The sequence below is a fragment of the Gordonia sp. NPDC062954 genome (assembly GCF_044543825.1).
Classification (GTDB): domain Bacteria; phylum Actinomycetota; class Actinomycetes; order Mycobacteriales; family Mycobacteriaceae; genus Gordonia; species Gordonia tangerina.
Window position 1 is genome coordinate 21,996 of sequence record NZ_JBITWL010000018.1, and the last position, 16,834, is coordinate 38,829.

At 65.4% G+C, this 16,834-nt stretch carries 14 protein-coding genes; 13 read left to right on the forward strand and 1 reads right to left on the reverse strand.

The window, feature by feature from the left end:
• Positions 1 to 35 precede the first annotated feature (35 nt).
• The 13 genes from ACIGKQ_RS16840 (at position 36) to ACIGKQ_RS16900 (ending at position 15,974) form a co-directional block, all read left to right on the forward strand.
• Complete coding sequence (locus ACIGKQ_RS16840) at positions 36 to 296, forward strand: DUF6480 family protein (protein WP_287016384.1); 261 nt, start codon at positions 36 to 38, stop codon at positions 294 to 296.
• A gap of 151 nt (positions 297 to 447) precedes the next feature.
• Positions 448 to 2,247 (forward strand): thiamine pyrophosphate-requiring protein, encoded by a 1,800-nt coding sequence (locus ACIGKQ_RS16845; protein WP_287016383.1) that lies wholly within the window; start codon positions 448 to 450, stop codon positions 2,245 to 2,247.
• A 114-nt stretch (positions 2,248 to 2,361) separates the two neighbouring features.
• On the forward strand, positions 2,362 to 4,074 hold the full coding sequence (ctaD, locus tag ACIGKQ_RS16850; RefSeq protein ID WP_287016382.1) for a cytochrome c oxidase subunit I: 1,713 nt from the start codon (positions 2,362 to 2,364) through the stop codon (positions 4,072 to 4,074).
• A 75-nt stretch (positions 4,075 to 4,149) separates the two neighbouring features.
• On the forward strand, positions 4,150 to 5,289 hold the full coding sequence (locus ACIGKQ_RS16855; RefSeq protein ID WP_287016381.1) for a glycosyltransferase: 1,140 nt from the start codon (positions 4,150 to 4,152) through the stop codon (positions 5,287 to 5,289).
• Entirely contained in the window at positions 5,282 to 6,358 is a 1,077-nt protein-coding gene (locus ACIGKQ_RS16860; protein ID WP_287016380.1) for a glycosyltransferase, read from the forward strand. The genes ACIGKQ_RS16855 and ACIGKQ_RS16860 overlap by 8 nt, the downstream gene beginning before the upstream one ends.
• Positions 6,355 to 7,326: a hypothetical protein gene (locus ACIGKQ_RS16865; protein WP_287016379.1), complete on the forward strand. Its 972-nt coding sequence runs from the start codon at positions 6,355 to 6,357 to the stop codon at positions 7,324 to 7,326. Before ACIGKQ_RS16860 ends, ACIGKQ_RS16865 begins: the two co-directional genes overlap by 4 nt.
• Positions 7,323 to 8,162 carry a glycosyltransferase family 2 protein gene (locus ACIGKQ_RS16870; RefSeq protein WP_287016378.1) on the forward strand — a complete coding sequence of 280 codons (840 nt, stop codon included), beginning with the start codon at positions 7,323 to 7,325 and terminating at the stop codon, positions 8,160 to 8,162. Before ACIGKQ_RS16865 ends, ACIGKQ_RS16870 begins: the two co-directional genes overlap by 4 nt.
• A gap of 97 nt (positions 8,163 to 8,259) precedes the next feature.
• A complete protein-coding gene (locus ACIGKQ_RS16875) occupies positions 8,260 to 8,556 on the forward strand; it encodes a hypothetical protein (protein WP_287016377.1) in 297 nt (98 codons plus the stop codon).
• Positions 8,553 to 11,831 (forward strand): formate dehydrogenase, encoded by a 3,279-nt coding sequence (gene fdh / locus ACIGKQ_RS16880; RefSeq protein ID WP_287016376.1) that lies wholly within the window; start codon positions 8,553 to 8,555, stop codon positions 11,829 to 11,831. The genes ACIGKQ_RS16875 and fdh overlap by 4 nt, the downstream gene beginning before the upstream one ends.
• A gap of 4 nt (positions 11,832 to 11,835) precedes the next feature.
• On the forward strand, positions 11,836 to 12,756 hold the full coding sequence (locus ACIGKQ_RS16885) for a 4Fe-4S dicluster domain-containing protein (RefSeq protein WP_396574515.1): 921 nt from the start codon (positions 11,836 to 11,838) through the stop codon (positions 12,754 to 12,756).
• Entirely contained in the window at positions 12,753 to 13,781 is a 1,029-nt protein-coding gene (gene nrfD / locus ACIGKQ_RS16890) for an NrfD/PsrC family molybdoenzyme membrane anchor subunit (protein WP_287016375.1), read from the forward strand. Before ACIGKQ_RS16885 ends, nrfD begins: the two co-directional genes overlap by 4 nt.
• Before the next feature lie 35 nt (positions 13,782 to 13,816).
• Complete coding sequence (locus tag ACIGKQ_RS16895) at positions 13,817 to 14,158, forward strand: DUF1801 domain-containing protein (protein WP_287016374.1); 342 nt, start codon at positions 13,817 to 13,819, stop codon at positions 14,156 to 14,158.
• Positions 14,159 to 14,417: 259 nt separating this feature from the next.
• Positions 14,418 to 15,974: a hypothetical protein gene (locus tag ACIGKQ_RS16900; protein WP_396574516.1), complete on the forward strand. Its 1,557-nt coding sequence runs from the start codon at positions 14,418 to 14,420 to the stop codon at positions 15,972 to 15,974.
• Between the two features lie 107 nt (positions 15,975 to 16,081).
• Here the strand turns inward: ACIGKQ_RS16900 and ACIGKQ_RS16905 are convergent, their stop codons facing one another.
• A complete protein-coding gene (locus ACIGKQ_RS16905; RefSeq protein WP_396574517.1) occupies positions 16,082 to 16,828 on the reverse strand; it encodes an SDR family oxidoreductase in 747 nt (248 codons plus the stop codon).
• Positions 16,829 to 16,834 lie beyond the last annotated feature (6 nt).

Here is a 16,834-nt window from a genome sequence, read left to right on the forward strand (position 1 = left end):
CCGCGCGCCGATACGCGCCGACAGACGGAGTGACCATGCCCGGAAGCAACAGCGGCCCCACACATGATCCGGCCGCCCAGGATCCGGACCCCACTGCGACACCCGACCTCGAGAAGGGCGGGGGCGTGGCACCGGGCGACACACCACCGGATACGGCGCAGACGTCGGGCCTCTCGCATCACGAGGATCGTTTCGCCCGCGTGTTTCCCGTGAGCGGCATCGTGATGCTCATCGGCGCGGCAGTGCTGATCGTCGCCATGATCGCAGTCGCCGTCGGGCTCATCACAATGCTGTGACGGAGTACTCGTCACGCAATGTCCACCCACCGGCGTCCCGACGACCCTGCCCAACCCCGAACGATGCTGAGTCAAGGGTCGAAGTGTGGAACGCGGGACGCAGGGGTAGCCGATAGGTCGACGCGCACTGCACCCAAGTCCAGGAGATGTGATGAGTCAATCAGTTGCCGATGTCGTGCTGTCGAGGTTGCGTGAGTGGGATGTCAAGCAGGTCTTCGGGTATCCCGGTGATGGGATCAACGGATTACTCGCCGCGTGGGCGGATGCGGACGATGATCCACAATTCGTGCAATCCCGACACGAAGAGATGAGCGCCTTCGAAGCTGTCGGTTTCGCGAAGTTCTCCGGTCGCGTCGGCGTGTGTGCTGCCACCAGCGGACCCGGCGGCATTCACCTGCTCAACGGCCTCTACGACGCCAAACTCGATCATGTGCCGGTCGTCGCACTCGTCGGGCAGACCGAACGGTCGGCGATGGGTGGCTCGTATCAGCAGGAAATCGACATGCTCTCGCTGTACAAGGACGTGTGCAGCGACTACGTGCAGATGTGCACGGTGCCCGAGCAGATCCCCAATCTCCTCGATCGCGCCTTCCGGATCGCGATGACCGAACGGGTACCGACCGCCCTCATTTTCCCGTCGGATGTTTTCGAACTCGACTATTCACCACCGCAACACGAATTCAAGCAGGTGCCGTCCAGTCTCGGCATCGACGAGGCGACACCGGATCCGGACCCGGCCGCGGTGGCCCGGGCGGCGACGGTTCTCAACCACGGCGAGAAGGTCGCGATTCTGGTTGGGCAAGGCGCGCGCGGATGCGTCGACGAACTCACCCAGGTCGCCGATACGTTGGGAGCGGGGTGTGCCAAGGCGCTGCTGGGTCGTGATGTCCTGCCGGACACCCTGCCGTGGGTGACCGGCTCCATCGGGCTGCTCGGCACCACCGCGAGCTACCACCTGATGCGTGACTGCGACACCCTGCTGACCGTCGGATCCAACTTTCCCTACACGCAGTTCCTCCCGGAACTCGACCAGGCGCGCGGCGTGCAGATCGACCGGTCCGGCAAGTGGATCGGCATGCGCTACCCGAACGAGGTCAACTTGGTCGGCGACGCCAAACGCACACTGCAGCAACTTATTCCCAAACTCCAGTACAAGCAGGACCGCTCCTGGCGCGAGTCGATCGAGAAGCAGGTCACCCGCTGGCAGAAAACCGCACAACGCCAGGCGATGACCGATGCGCACCCGATCAATCCGATGCGGATCTTCCACGAGTTCTCCGAACGCGCACCGTCGAACGCCATCATCGCCGCCGATTCCGGGAGTGCCGCCAACTGGTACGCCCGACATATCACTTTCCGTGACGAGATGCGCGGCTCGTTGTCCGGCACGCTCGCCACCATGGGCCCAGCTGTGCCGTACGTGATCGGCGCCAAGTGGGCGCACCCCGACCGGCCGACGATCGCCTTCGAGGGTGACGGCGCGATGCAGATGAACGGCCTGGCCGAGATGCTCACCGTCGCCCGCTACTGGCAGCAGTGGACCGATCCGCGTCTCATCGTGGTCGTGTTGCACAACAACGACCTCAACCAGGTCACCTGGGAGCAGCGTGCGATGTCCAGTTCGCCCAAATTCGCCGCCTCTCAGGACCTGCCCGAGATGGACTACGCCGCGTTCGCACGCAGCATCGGGCTACACGGCATCAATGTCGACGAGACCGGGCAACTCGGTGACGCCTGGGACCGCGCACTGTCGGCCGATCGGCCCACCTTGCTTGACGTGCGGTGCGATCCGGATATACCGCCCATCCCGCCGCACGCCACCGTCGAGCAGGCGATGTCGCTGAGCACCGCACTGGTCAAGGGCGACGAAGACGCCTGGGGCATCATCCGCGAAGGCGCCAAACAGAAGGTGCAGCAGTATCTTCCGGGAACCAAAAGAGACGCAGAGTAGTTCGGGCATCTTCGGTGGTGACCTCGAGCGCTCCATGGCCTGATCGCGTGCGCGGCGTGACACCGACCATGCTCCGATGATCCCGCCCGTTCCGCCACCGAGGAGGTCCTGACCGTGTCGACCGTCGAACAAACCGCGGCTGTCGAAGCGCAGCGCCCTTATCCGCCCCGACGGCGACAATTGGGCGGCGTGCTCTACACACTGCTCACCACCACCGATCACAAGCTGATCGGTCAGATGTATCTGGTCGCCTGCCTGGCCTTCTTCTTCCTGGGCGGACTGATGGCGTTGCTGATGCGGGGCGAGCTCGCCCAGCCGGGCATGCAGTTCCTGTCCACCGAGCAGTACAACCAGATGTTCACCATGCACGGGACGGTGATGTTGCTGCTGTATGCGACGCCGATCGTCATCGGTTTCGCCAATGTGGTTCTGCCACTGCAGATCGGCGCGCCGGACGTCGCGTTCCCACGCCTGAATGCGCTGAGTTTCTGGTTGTTCGTCTTCGGCGGGACAGTGGTGTTGGCCGGCTTCTTCACCGCCGGTGGTGCAGCCGATTTCGGCTGGACTGCTTATACGCCGCTCAGCGACGCCATACACAGTCCCGGTGTCGGGGGGAATCTGTGGGCGATGGGACTGGCGGTCTCCGGTCTGGGGACCATACTCGGTGCGGTCAACATGATCACCACGGTTGTGTGCCTGCGCGCACCCGGCATGACGATGTTCCGAATGCCAATCTTCACCTGGAACATTCTGGTCACCAGCATCCTCATCCTGCTGGCGTTTCCACTGCTCACCGCCGCGTTGATGGGTTTGATGGCCGATCGGGTCTTCGGCGCCCACGTCTTTGACCCAGCCAACGGGGGTGCCATCCTGTGGCAGCATCTGTTCTGGTTCTTCGGCCACCCCGAGGTCTACATCGTCGCGCTGCCATTCTTCGGCATCGTGACCGAGATCTTCCCGGTGTTCTCGCGCAAGCCGGTGTTCGGCTACAACGGCCTCATCTACGCCACTTTCGCCATCGGGCTGCTGTCGATGGCCGTGTGGGCTCACCACATGTTCGTGACCGGAGCCGTTTTGCTGCCCTTCTTCTCGATGATGACCATGCTCATCGCCGTACCGACCGGGGTGAAGTTCTTCAATTGGGTCGGCACGATGTGGAAAGGGCACCTGACGTTCGAGACACCGATGCTCTTCTCGGTGGGCTTCTTGGTGACCTTCCTGTTCGGCGGGTTGTCCGGCATCATCCTGTCCTCGCCACCCCTCGATTTCCACGTCTCCGACTCGTATTTCGTGGTGGCCCATTTCCACTATGTCCTGTTCGGCACCATCGTCTTCGCGACCTTTGCCGGCATCTACTTCTGGTTTCCCAAGATGACCGGCCGCATGATGGACGAGCGCCTCGGCAAAGCACATTTCTGGTTGACATTCATCGGCTTCCACACCACGTTCCTGGTGCAGCATTGGCTGGGGAACGAGGGGATGCCCCGGCGGTACGCCGATTACCTTCCGTCCGATGGCTTCACAGCACTCAACGCGGTGTCGACAATCGGAGCGTTCATTCTCGGGCTGTCGATGCTGCCGTTCTTGTGGAATGTCTTCCGCAGTTACCGCTACGGCGAGGTCGTGACTGTCGACGATCCGTGGGGCTTCGGCAATTCGCTCGAATGGGCGACCGGCTGCCCGCCGCCGCGGCACAACTTCACCGAGTTGCCCCGCATCCGTTCCGAGCGTCCCGCCTTCGAGTTGCACTACCCGCACATGCGACAACGGATGCGTGACGAAGCACATGTGTTCGCGCGCTTCGACGACACGGCGGACCGAACCTGACCCGTGCGTGGATACACGGGAAGCGACGTTTGACATGTCGCCTTCCGGGTATGCACAGGCCGACGTTCGCGTCGCATGGTTGAACCCACAGCCTCACAAGTCCTTCGACAGAAGAGGTGGTGGGTGCCCAACAGCGTCATCCGGGTGGCGTCCGTGCCGAGTTCACACGTGTACGTACGCCATCTCTCGCCGGTCTCGAAAGATTCACCTGTCCGACGACTACCCGATCCGATCCCCGCCGACGGACGGAAAGTGCCCGGCGGTTGGTGGCCGCCACTGATGCTCGATCCCCAATGGATCGCGCGAAACCATGACGAGTTCGACATCTTTCACATTCATTTCGGTTTTGATGCGATCAGCCCGGCGACGATGGCGGACGTCGTCCACGAATTGGCCGTCCACCACAAGCCGCTCGTCTACACGCTCCACGATCTGCGCAACCCACATCATCCGACGGCCAGGGCGCACGATGAAGTCCTCGACGTCCTCGTGCCCGCAGCCGATGCGGTGGTCACGTTGACACCTGGCGCTGCGGCGGAGATCGAAAAACGTTGGGGGCGCACAGCCACGGTCCTCCCCCACCCGCATGTCGTCCCTCGCGAACGATTCGATCGCATCGCACCACGTGCACACGACGAGTTCGTTGTCGGAGTCCATGCGAAGAGTGTCCGAGCCAACATGGATCCGCTCCCGGTGATCCGTGCACTGCTGCACACTGCCGAGTTCACCGAGGACATGGTGGTGCAGGTCAACGTGCACGACGAGATCTTCGATCCGGGCAACCACTGGTACAACCCGGATTTCGGCGCGTCCGTGATCGGTCTTCGCGATCACGCCCGCGCGCGGGTCCACGTTCATCCCTACTTTTCCGACGCCGAACTGTGGGATTACCTCGATTCACTCTCGGCATCGGTGTTGCCCTACCGATTCGGTACGCATTCGGGTTGGCTGGAGGCATGCCATGACCTCGGTGTCCCGGTGATCGCGCCCACCTGCGGATTCTACGATCAGCAGCATTTCTCTACGGGGAAGCCCGCATGTCGGGTCTACGACCTCGACGAGCAGAGTTTCGATCCAGCGTCTCTGGCCACCGCGGTGAAGGACCTCCGCTCCAGCCCCTCAGCGCCGAGGGCGTCGTGGGTCGCCCGGGCCGAGCAGCGCGGGGAGCTCGACCGTGCCCACACCGACCTGTACAACCGGTGCCTCGATGGATAGGCCGTTGCGGATCGCGATCATCGCGTCGGGCCGATTTCCGATTGCCCAACCATTCGCCGGTGGCCTCGAAGCCCACGTCTGGCATCTCACACGCGCACTCGCCGCCGCCGGTGACCACGTGACCCTTTTCGCGGGCGCGGGGTCAGACGTCGGCACCGACGCCGAGGTCTTTTCGACCGAGTTGTTCGAGCCGTCCGCCGCCGCCCGTGCCGATGGGTCGATGCCACCGATGAACGTTCTCGCCGACCACCATGCCTACCTGTCCCTGATGCTCGAACTCGCACGTCGCCCCGACCGATTCGACGTGATCCACAACCACAGCCTGCACCACCTCCCGATCGCGATGGCACCCGCGGTACGCATACCGATGGTGACCACCTTGCACACACCCCCGACGCCCTGGCTCGAGTCGGCCATGACCATCGCGCCGCTCACCCGTTGCATCGCGGTCAGCGAGCACACTGCCCGATCCTGGGCTCATGTGTTGGGCAACGTCCCGGTGGTTCCCAACGGTGTGCGGCTCGACCGATGGCCAGTCGGGCCGGGCGGTGGCGATCTCGTGTGGTTCGGCCGGTTGGTCCCGGAGAAGGGCGCACATGTCGCGATCGAGGCAGCTCGTCGCGCTGGTCGGCGGCTACGGATCGCCGGACCGGTCAGCGACCCGAACTACTTCGCAGCGATGATCGCACCAGAACTCGACGACGATGTCCGCTATGTCGGTCATCTGGAGCAATCCGACTTGGCTCGGCTGGTGGGGTCGTCGGCGGCGACGATGGTCACCCCGCTGTGGGACGAGCCCTACGGACTGGTCGTGGCCGAATCGATGTGCTGCGGAACGCCGGTCGTGTCCTTCGAGCGTGGTGGCATACCCGAGATCGTCGGGAATCACGGTGTTCTCGTGCCCCGCGATGACGTGACCGCCCTCGCGGCCGGAGCCGTCAAGGCGCAACGGGTGGACCGTGGCTCTGTGCGGGCACACGCCCGCGCCCACTGCTCGCTGGAGACGATGGTCGAACGCTACCGGAATCTGTACCGCGGCCTCATCGGGTCCGAGGAGGTGAGCGCGTGATCGGCTACTACATCCACCACCACGGCAACGGCCACCTGAACCGGGCGCGGGCGATCACCCGACACCTGTCGGACCCCGTGGTCGCGCTCACGAGCCTGGACCTGCAGGCGCGCGAGTTCTCTGCTGTGGTGCGACTTCAACGCGACGACAACGGGAGTCCCGACGACGTCACGGCCAGTGGTGCGCTACATTGGGCGCCGCGCGCCGACGACGGGCTGCGCGCGCGAATGTCCCAGATCGCCGAGTTCGTGGCCGACCGGAGACCCGCAGCGATCGTCGTCGACGTCTCGGTCGAAGTGGCGGTGTTCGTCCGGCTGATGGGCGTGCCGGTGATCGTCATGGCGATGCCCGGCGATCGAGGCGACCCGGCACACCAGCTCGCCTACCGGGTCGCGGACGCGATCATCGCGCCGTGGCCGGGTGACCTCTCCCAGCCCGTGTGGCTCCACGAGCATCTGACCAAAACGTCATTCACCGGCGGAATCAGTCGACACGACGGCCGTCGCCGCCGGTCCTCGGTTTCACTGGCCTCCGATGTCCTGGTGATGAGCGGCTCCGGAGGAACCCGTACCGCTCCGGGCGAAGTCGCCGAACTCGCCGACGAGCATCCCGAGCTCACCGTTCGAGCCCTGGGCGCCGCGTTCGACAACTGGGTCAGCGACCCCTGGCCATATCTGTGCAGCGCCGGGATCGTCGTCATCGACGCAGGCCAAGGAAGCGTCGCCGACACCGCGGCGGCCGGTCGCCCTGCGGTGATACTGCCCCAGGACCGTCCGTTCGCCGAGCAGCAGGCGACCGCGGCCACCCTCGACCGGTCAGGTCTGGCCCGTGTGTCACAGCGTTGGCCGACGCCGTACGAGTGGCGGGAGCTGCTGACCGCGGCCGAAGACGAACCACCATGGTCCCGGTGGCACACCCTCGGGGCCGCGCAACGCGCAGCAGCCGCGATAGGGGCGGTGGCGTCGTGACGAGCCGGCAGACCCCCGACCCCGCAGTCGCGGTCATCACGATCGCGTCCGGACGGCACGAGCACCTCCGTCGCCAGCTCGCGGGACTTGAGGCGGGAAACATCCTGCCCGGTCAGCACGTCGTCGTCGCCATGAATGACCCCGATATACGGGCGATCACCACAGATCAGGCGTCGACCACGCTCCTCGAGGTCAGTTCCGATTCTGACGGCCTGGAACTGTCGGCGGCCCGAAACGTCGGGGCGCAGGCGGCAATCGACCGCGGTGCGAAGTTGTTGGTCTTTCTCGATGTCGACTGTATTCCCGGCCCAGAGCTTATCGGCCGCTACCGTCAGGCAGCGCAGTCGCGATGCGGTGATCAACTCTTGTTGTGTGGCCCGGTCACTTACCTGCGACCGGACGAGCCCATCGGGGACCTGGAGCGGCGGACCAGACCTCATCCTGCGCGGCCGAACCCACCTGCAGGTGACGTCACCGTCGACGACCGGTGGGCTCTGTTCTGGTCGTTGTCGTTCGCCATCACCGCAACCGGATGGGAGGCCGTCGGAGGATTTCACCCGGGATACCGCGGTTACGGCGGAGAGGACACCGACTTCGCCATGAGCGCGCTCGACAAGGGATTTCGCATCGCCTGGGTGGGTGGGGCACACGCCTATCATCAATGGCACCCGGCATCGGACCCGCCCGTCGAGCACCTCGACGACATTCTCCGGAACGCGCTGATCTTTCATCGTCGGTGGCATCGGTGGCCGATGGAGGGCTGGCTCAACGCCTTCGTCGGTGCGGGGCTCATCACCTACGATCCGGCAACCGAGTCGTGGCGGCGAGCCACTTAGTGGACAGTGCCACTTAGCCGGATGTCCCGAAGTCGTGCAGTGTCGCTCGGTTTGGCCCATGGTGGGGTGGGGTACCCGCGCCGCGAGAGGAGAGCGTATGCCGAGCGCACAGCAGATCACCGGACTTCTGGATCAAGGCCATACGTACGAGGAGGTCGCCGAATCGCTCGGCATCTCGCCCGGTCTGGCTCATCTCATCGCGACCGGGATTCCCGCTGACGGCGGTGACACCCTGGACGCGACCACCCGACGCCGACCTCATGTCGAGTCCGCCCGCACACAGAGACTCTCGAACCCGCCGCACCACAACCCGACACACCATCCCGACGTCGAGGACTGGGTGCGGCGCCGCGCGGCAGCCGAGTTGCGCGCCACCGGGGAGGCCGGCCGATGAGCATCCGGCAGTTCATCCAATCCTGGCCCGTGTATCGGCAACTCACCGGCGACGATCCGCTGGGGCGCGCAGCGTCGGTGAAGTCGCCGGCCACCGACCGACTCCGCGCACGTACTGCGACGGCCGACCGGGTGGTGAAATCCGTGTGTCCCTACTGCGCGGTCGGATGTGCACAGAACGTCTACGTCAAGGACGAGAAGGTCGTGCAGATCGAGGGTGACCCCGATTCGCCGGTCAGTCGCGGCCGCCTGTGCCCAAAAGGGTCAGCGACCTTGCAGCTCACCACGGGTTCGGCGCGGGAGCACCACGTGCTCTACCGGCGTCCCGGCGGTTCCGATTGGGAGCGCCTCGATCTGGCCACGGCGATGGATATGATCGCCGACCGCGTCGTCGACACCCGTCGCCGGTTCTGGCAGGACGAGGTGGACGGTCTGCCCGTCAACCGCACGATGGGTGTGGCAAGTCTGGGCGGCGCCACCCTGGACAACGAAGAGAATTATCTGATCAAGAAACTGCTGACCGCGCTCGGTGTGGTGCAGATCGAAAACCAGGCGCGTGTCTGCCACAGTTCGACCGTCGTCGGCCTGGGTACGTCGATGGGACGCGGCGGCGCGACCACGTTCCTGCAGGATCTCCAACACGCCGACTGCATCATCATCGAGGGCTCCAACTTCGCCGAAGCACATCCCGTCGGGTTCCAATGGGTGATGGAGGCAAAAGCCCGCGGCGCGAAAGTTATTCACGTTGATCCGCGCTTCACTCGCACCAGTGCACTCGCCGATCTGCACGTCCCCATCCGGGCGGGCAGCGACATCGCCTTCCTCGGTGCCATCATCAATCACGTTCTGTCCGAGGAGAAGTACTTCCACGACTTCGTACTGAACTACACGAACGCCGCAACCATCGTCAACGAGGACTTCCGCGACACCGAAGACCTCGACGGGCTGTTCAGCGGGTTCGATGCGGAGAACCGGCGCTACGACCTGTCCACCTGGCAGTACGAGGGCACCTCGGTGGCGGCCGCATCGGGTCAGCGTGAACGGCCCCCATCGGATGCTTCGAAGGACGACAATCAGACGACGGGCGAACACGAGAGCGATGTACAGGCCGCGGGTCGGGGCGAGCAACATGGGTCGGGCGGAGCGGCGATCGAGGGTGATCTTCGGACCGACGACACACTGCAGGACCCACGGTGCGTCTTCCAGCTTCTGAAGAAGCACTATTCGCGATACACACCGGAGATGGTCGAGAGGGTCTGCGGTATCTCTCGTGACGTATTCGCCGAGGTGTGCGAGGCGGTGGTCACCAACTCCGGCCGCGAGCGCACCACCGAATTCGTCTACGCGGTCGGCTGGACCCAGCACAGCAACGGCTCGCAGTACATCCGGGCGGCTTCGGTGCTGCAGTTGCTGATGGGCAACATGGGTCGTCCGGGCGGTGGCATTCAGGCCCTGCGCGGACATGCGAGCATCCAGGGGTCCAGTGACATCCCGACCCTGTTCAACCTGCTGCCCGGCTATCTGCCGATGCCGCACGCCAAGGAGCATCTCACCTTCGAATCGTTCATCGAGTCCGATGCCGCTCGAAAAGGCTTCTGGGCCAACATGGAGGACTACTTTGTCAGCCTCCTCAAAGCCTGGTGGGGGGCCACGGCGACGTCCGACAACAACTTCTGCTTCGACCATCTGCCTCGGCTCACTGGCTCGCACAGCACCTACGACACCGTGATGGAGCAACTGGCCGGTCGGTGCAAGGGCTACTTCCTGATGGGTGAGAATCCAGCGGTCGGCTCGGCCAATGCGAAGATGCAGCGCCTCGGCATGGCCGAGCTCGACTGGCTCGTCGTTCGCGACTTCTCACTGATCGAGAGCGCAACCTGGTGGAAGGACGGCCCGGAGATCGAGTCCGGCGAGTTGCGCACCGGCGATATCGACACCGAGGTGTTCTTCGTGCCTGCCGCCGCTCACATCGAGAAAGCCGGCAGCTTCACCAACACCAACCGGATGCTGCAGTGGCATCATCAGGCCGTCGAGCCCGAGGACGATGCCCGCAGCGACCTGTGGTTCATGTATCACCTGGGCCGGATCATCCGGGAGAAGCTGGCCGAGTCCGATGACCCTCGTGACCGCCCCATCCTGGACCTCACCTGGGACTACCCCACCGAGGGCCCGCTCGATGAGCCGGTCGCCGAAGCCGTCCTGGCCGAGATCAACGGGTGGAATGCCGACGGCGAGATGCTGAGCTCCTACACCGAGCTGCGCAACGACGGCAGTACCGCGGGCGGATGCTGGATCTACTGCGGCGTCTACGCCGACGGCGTGAACCAGGCGGCCCGGCGCAAACCGACCGAGGAGCAGGACTGGGTAGGCGCGGAATGGGCGTGGGCTTGGCCGGCCAATCGACGCATCCTGTACAACCGTGCGTCGGCGGCACCTGACGGGACGCCGTGGAGCGAACGAAAGAAGCTGGTCTGGTGGGACGCTGAGCGGGACTCGTGGTCGGGGCTCGACGTACCCGACTTCGAACCCCACAAATCCCCCGACTACCGCCCTGACCCCGATGCCCATGGCGTCGACGCGTTGTCCGGCATCGACCCGTTCATCATGCAAGCCGACGGCAAGGGCTGGCTGTACGCGCCCGCGGGCGTCGTCGACGGCCCGATGCCGACCCACTACGAGCCGCAGGACTCGCCGATCGCCAACCCGGTCTACAGCCACCAACGCAATCCCGGCCGGATGGTCTACCGCGACAAACACAACCGCTACTCGCCCGACCCGGGGAAGCGTGGCGCGGAGGTCTACCCGTACGTCGTGACGACCTACCGCCTCACCGAGCACTTCACCGCGGGCGGCATGACCCGCTGGTCGCCCTACCTGAATGAGCTACAGCCAGAGGCGTTCTGCGAGGTCTCCCCCGAGTTGGCCGCCGAACGCGGACTGGTCAACGGAGGCTGGGCCACCATGGTGAGTCCGCGCGGGGTCGCGGAGTTCCGGGTGTTGGTCACCGACCGGATGACTCCGCTACGGATCGACGGCACGGTCACCCACCACATCGGCGTGCCCTATCACTGGGGACCGAACGGTCAGAGCACCGGAGATGCGATCAACGAACTCTCGGCGATCGTGCTCGACCCGAATTCACACATCCAGGAAGTGAAGGCATTCACCGCCGACATCATGCCGGGCCGCCGCCCCCGTGGCGCGGCCGCACCCGACTTGGTGCGCGAACACCGCGAACGCGCCGACATCACCGCAGACACCGGAACGGAGGCCTGACACCGTGAATCCCTCACTGCCGCAGTCACTGTCCGCCGACGACCCGCCGTCGGACGGCGGATACGGGGACGACGCCACGCCGCGATTCGGTTTCTTCACCGACACCAGTGTGTGTATCGGCTGCAAGGCCTGCGAGGTCGCCTGCAAGGAATGGAACGCCATCCCTGAGGACGGCCTCGAGTTCTCGGGCAATTCCTACGACAACACCGGCGGCCTCGGCGCCGACACATGGCGGCACGTCGCGTTCATCGAGCAACGCAAGCCGCTGGGTGATCAGAAGAGCGAAGCCGGGGCAGTGGATCTCGGGTTGCCGGGCTTCGAACGTCCGGGCGATGCCACTGACGCCGGCGACCGGACCGCGTTTCGCTGGCTGATGTCTTCGGACGTGTGCAAGCACTGTACGCACGCCGCCTGCCTCGACGTGTGTCCCACTGGTTCATTGTTCCGCACCGAATTCGGCACCGTGGTGGTGCAAGAGGACATCTGCAACGGCTGCGGCTACTGTGTGTCCGCCTGCCCCTACGGTGTCATCGACCAGCGTCAGGACGACGGACGCGCCTGGAAATGCACGATGTGTTACGACCGAATGGGCGACGGCATGGAACCGGCCTGCGCGAAGGCATGTCCCACCGATTCCATTCAGTTCGGCGAGCTCGACGTCTTGCGTGAACGCGCCGACGCTCGCCTCGCGCAACTACACGATGCAGGCATCGACGACGCCCGACTGTACGGTCACGATCCCGACGACGGAGTCGGCGGCGACGGTGCGTTCTTCCTCCTACTCGATGAACCGGAAGTGTATGGCCTGCCCCCGGATCCGGTGGTGACCACCAGGGATCTGCCGACGATGTGGAAGCACGCCGGGATTGCGGCCGCCGGAATGCTCACCGGCCTTGCCGCGGTGTTCCTCGGGAGGAGTCGATGACCGAACGACGCACGGGCGTACCCGACGACACGATCGCACCTCCCGAACGCGAAGCCGTGACCAGCGAACGGCCCGACGGAGGAGAACGGTCGGCGCAGCGCAAGCGACGTCGCAAGCGCGGCGAAGAGTTGATGGTCCCCGACGCCGACTTCCAGAGCTATTACGGTAAGCCGATTCTCAACGGCCCGACATGGTCGGCCACCGACATCGCGGGATATCTGTTCCTGGGTGGACTGGCGGGCGGATCGTCGGTACTCGCGGCCGGCGCCCACCTCACCGGACGTCCCGAACTCGCACGGTCACTCAAGATCGGTGCGCTGGGAGCGATCTCGGGATCTCTCGTCGCGCTGATCCACGATCTCGGTCGACCCGAGCGATTCGTCAACATGTTGCGGGTGGTCAAACCGAGTTCACCGATGAGCATGGGATCGTGGCTGCTGAGCGTCTACGGCCCGGCGGCCGGGGTGGCCGCCGTCACCGACCTCACCGGGTGGTTCCCACGCATCGGCACGGCCGCCACCACGGCCGCCGCTGCGACCGGACCGGCCGTTGCGGCCTACACCGCGGTGCTCATCAGCGACACCGCGGTGCCCGCATGGCATGCCGGCCACCGGCAGATGCCGTACCTGTTCGTCGGTTCCGCATCCATGGCCGCGGGCGGACTCGGCATGCTCGCCGCGCCGGTGCAGCAGGCCGGACCCGCCCGGCGTGCTGTACTCGCCGGTGCCGTGGTGGAACTCGGCATGGAGGAGATCATGCGTCGGCAGATGGGGCTGCCCGGAGAGACTCTCCATGCCGGCAGAGCCGGCCGATTGACCCGCGCCGCCCAAGGACTCGGTGTGCTCGCCGCCGGGCTGGCTGCCACGGCCGGACGCCGGTCGCGGGCAGCGTCGATGCTGGCCGGAGCGGCGGGGCTGGCCGGATCGGCATGTATGCGGTTCGGCATATTCGCCGCGGGAGCGCAGTCGGCGCACGATCCGAAGTATGTGGTGATCCCGCAGAAGGAAGGTCAGCAGCGCAGCTGACGGTCGAGGCCGGTGCCGCGGAGTACCGTGTTCCCATGACCACCGACTGGCGGGACGCCCGCGTCGATGAGATCCGATCCATCATTCTGCGGGCCGAACCCGACATCACCGAAGAGATCAAGTGGCGCAAGCCGTCGAACCCGGGCGGGGTGCCGACCTTCTCGCTGGACGGGCTGGTGTGCACGCTGGAGACCTACAAGGACAAGGTCAAGGTCACCTTCGCCCAGGGCGCCTCGCTACCCGATCCGGCCAATGTCTTCAACGCCAGCCTGACCGCCGGTACGCGCCGCGCCGTCGACATCAGAGAATCCGACACCGTGAACGACGACGCTTTTGCCGACTTGATCCGTGCCGCAGTGGCATTCAACCGGAAGTAGCCGCGGTCGTCGACCGGCGCACGCCACGCAGCGGGACCTTGTCGGAGGTGATCCCTACCCTGCTGTCATGCGTTGCCTCAGTGTGCCGATCGTCGGTCGGTTGTTGTCGTACCCCGTCGATACTCTGGGTTTGTTCGATGACGCCGCGCCGGTGCCGCATCTTCCGATGCTGGTGGACCGTTGTTGTCGGACCCCATCGTTAGCCTGACTGTAGTTCCTGATTCGTTGTCCGCCGCCGTCTCAAAAGAAGGGTCGTCTGGTGTTCTCCTTCACCGATCACGACGCCGATGACACCGTGTTGTCGGCGCCGCTCGATGGTGTCGCCGAACAGATGGCCTACGCCGAGGGTGTGCGCGACACGCTGCGCTTGAGCCGCCAATCCGAGGCCCGCACCGTGCTCGGTGCCGGCATGATCGGCGACCGCGCCTACAACGACCGCCTGAACAGCCACGGCCCACACGCCAACTCCGGCTCCCACACCACAGCCCACAAATACGCCATCGGCGAGATCTCCCTGCAACTGGGCATCACCCGCGGCAAAGCCGGCGAATGGGCCTCACTGGCACACATGCTGGCCGACTTGCCCAAAATCCGGTTGGCCTACCTCGCCGGAGACTTCAGCACCCACCGCGTCACCGAACTGGCCACCAGCTCGCAGACCGCCCCGAAAGGCAACCTGCGACCACGCCTCAACGACATCCTCGACGAAGCACTCGGCCCCCGACCCGACACCCCAATCGAGGAACCCACCCCAGACGCAGACGCGTGCGCCGACGGTGACGGTGACGCGAGCGTTGACGGCGACAGCGACCCGGACGGCCGCGACGAGACACCCCAGGACCCGGCCGAAGCGCCCGTCGATTTCGAAGACATCGCCCTGGAACTGGCCTACCGGCCCACCCCCGACACCGTGCTGCGCGACGAACTCGACAGCGCACTGATCAGTCTGGACCCCGACGCGCATGCCCAGGCCCGCGAAGACGTGGCTCAAGCCTTCCAGAACGTCACCTTCGCCAAAGAAGCCTTCGGCCACATGCAAATGTCCGCGTGCCTGAGCGCCGAACACGCCATCCACCTCCAACACCGCATCGCCGACCTCATCGCCGAACGGGTCTGCCGCCGCGACCCGCGCCGCGTCGGACACCGACGCGCCATCGCCCTCGCCGAAATCCACAGCGTCCCCGACGTGCGCCTGGAATGTGAATGCGGCTACGACACCTGCACCGCCCGCACCCGCAAGCAGGCCGCCGACGCGACCCCGTCGGCCGCGGTCGACGACAAGGTCACACCCGAGACCACGGCCACACACACCGACGACAGCACGGACTCCGCCGAACCCGACACCACCACTGTCGAACCTTCTGCTACACAGTCGGATACCACCGGCACCGCCCCTGATCCGACATCCGACGACGACCCCGGCGACGGCAGCCAATCAACAACGTGGACCGCGCGCTGCGATACACCGACCCCCGACGTGCACGGGTCGTCAAACGCCTGCCCCGACAACGTGGGGCCTGTACACAACCCCACCGAGGTCGACCCACTCGCACACCACCACGCCGCCGAACGCACCCTCGACGACGAAGACTCGGGCCACCAAAGCCCACTCAACGCAAAACAGCACCCACTCAACGGGAAACAGCACCCAGTCGACGGAGAACGGCGCCCACTCGACGTGCGGCGGGTGCGCTCGAACGAGTCCACACCTGCCGTCCTCCCACCGACACCTGCAGTGCTCGAATCCCGCTGCGCGGGCACCCCACGCGCCCACCGCATCGTCCGCTACCGCGACTACCGCTGCCGACACCCCTAGCCTGCAGGGGCCTCGGCAAGGCCCGCCCCGCACCCGTGCGTGACGCTCCACAACCGACCTTCCTGGCCGGTCGTTGAGTCATGTCTCCCGGTGATCTGCAGCGTGTTTCAGTGGGCCTGATGTGCCAGGGCCGCCATCAGGTCGTCGCGGTTACCTGCCGACTCGGCGAAGCGGAGCGGCTTCACATTCTCGACCAGGATCTCGCGCGTCGCGGAAGGCAGCAGCGACATGACCTCGTCGACGAAGTCGTCGAGGGGCATCGCCCACTCGGCGTCGGCCTGACCGGGCATCAGATCGGTCTGCACCGCCGGCGGTGCGAGTTCGAGCACCTCCACACCGGTGTCGGCGAGTTGCAGGCGCAGGCTGTCGGTGAAGGAGTGGATCGCAGCCTTGGTGGCGCTGTAGGTGGGCGTGGTGGCCATCGGTGTGAACGCCAGCCCCGACGACACCGTGATGATGGTTGCCTGCGGTTGCGCCACAAGGTGTTCCATAAAGGCGGCAATCAGGCGCAGCGGGCCGAGAATGTTGGTCTGCACTTCGGTGACCGCTGTCGGCAGGAAGTCGCGGTCGCGAAGGTTCTCGGCACGCATCAGACCCGCCATGGTGATCAGCACGTTCACACCGCCGAACCGTTCGAGCACCTCGGTTGCGGCGCGATCCACGTCGGCGGCATCCGCCACGTCGATCCGAACGGTGTCGATGCCGGGATACTCCTGTGCGACCTGCGCGAGCAGTTCGGTGCGTCGGCCACCGACGATCACATGGTTGCCCTCGCTGTGCAGCCGGGCCGCCAGTGCCAGGCCGATACCGGAGGTGGCGCCCGGGATGAAGATGGTGTTGTCGTGGATGCGCATATCTCG

Coding starts and splice junctions, on each gene's coding strand:
- ACIGKQ_RS16860 (WP_287016380.1), top strand. CDS start 5,282: ATGGATAGGCCGTTGCGGATCGCGATCATCGCGTCGGGCCGATTTCCG.
- ACIGKQ_RS16905 (WP_396574517.1), bottom strand. CDS start 16,828: ATGCGCATCCACGACAACACCATCTTCATCCCGGGCGCCACCTCCGGT.
- fdh (WP_287016376.1), top strand. CDS start 8,553: ATGAGCATCCGGCAGTTCATCCAATCCTGGCCCGTGTATCGGCAACTC.
- ACIGKQ_RS16895 (WP_287016374.1), top strand. CDS start 13,817: ATGACCACCGACTGGCGGGACGCCCGCGTCGATGAGATCCGATCCATC.
- ACIGKQ_RS16845 (WP_287016383.1), top strand. CDS start 448: ATGAGTCAATCAGTTGCCGATGTCGTGCTGTCGAGGTTGCGTGAGTGG.
- ACIGKQ_RS16840 (WP_287016384.1), top strand. CDS start 36: ATGCCCGGAAGCAACAGCGGCCCCACACATGATCCGGCCGCCCAGGAT.
- nrfD (WP_287016375.1), top strand. CDS start 12,753: ATGACCGAACGACGCACGGGCGTACCCGACGACACGATCGCACCTCCC.
- ACIGKQ_RS16855 (WP_287016381.1), top strand. CDS start 4,150: ATGGTTGAACCCACAGCCTCACAAGTCCTTCGACAGAAGAGGTGGTGG.
- ACIGKQ_RS16875 (WP_287016377.1), top strand. CDS start 8,260: ATGCCGAGCGCACAGCAGATCACCGGACTTCTGGATCAAGGCCATACG.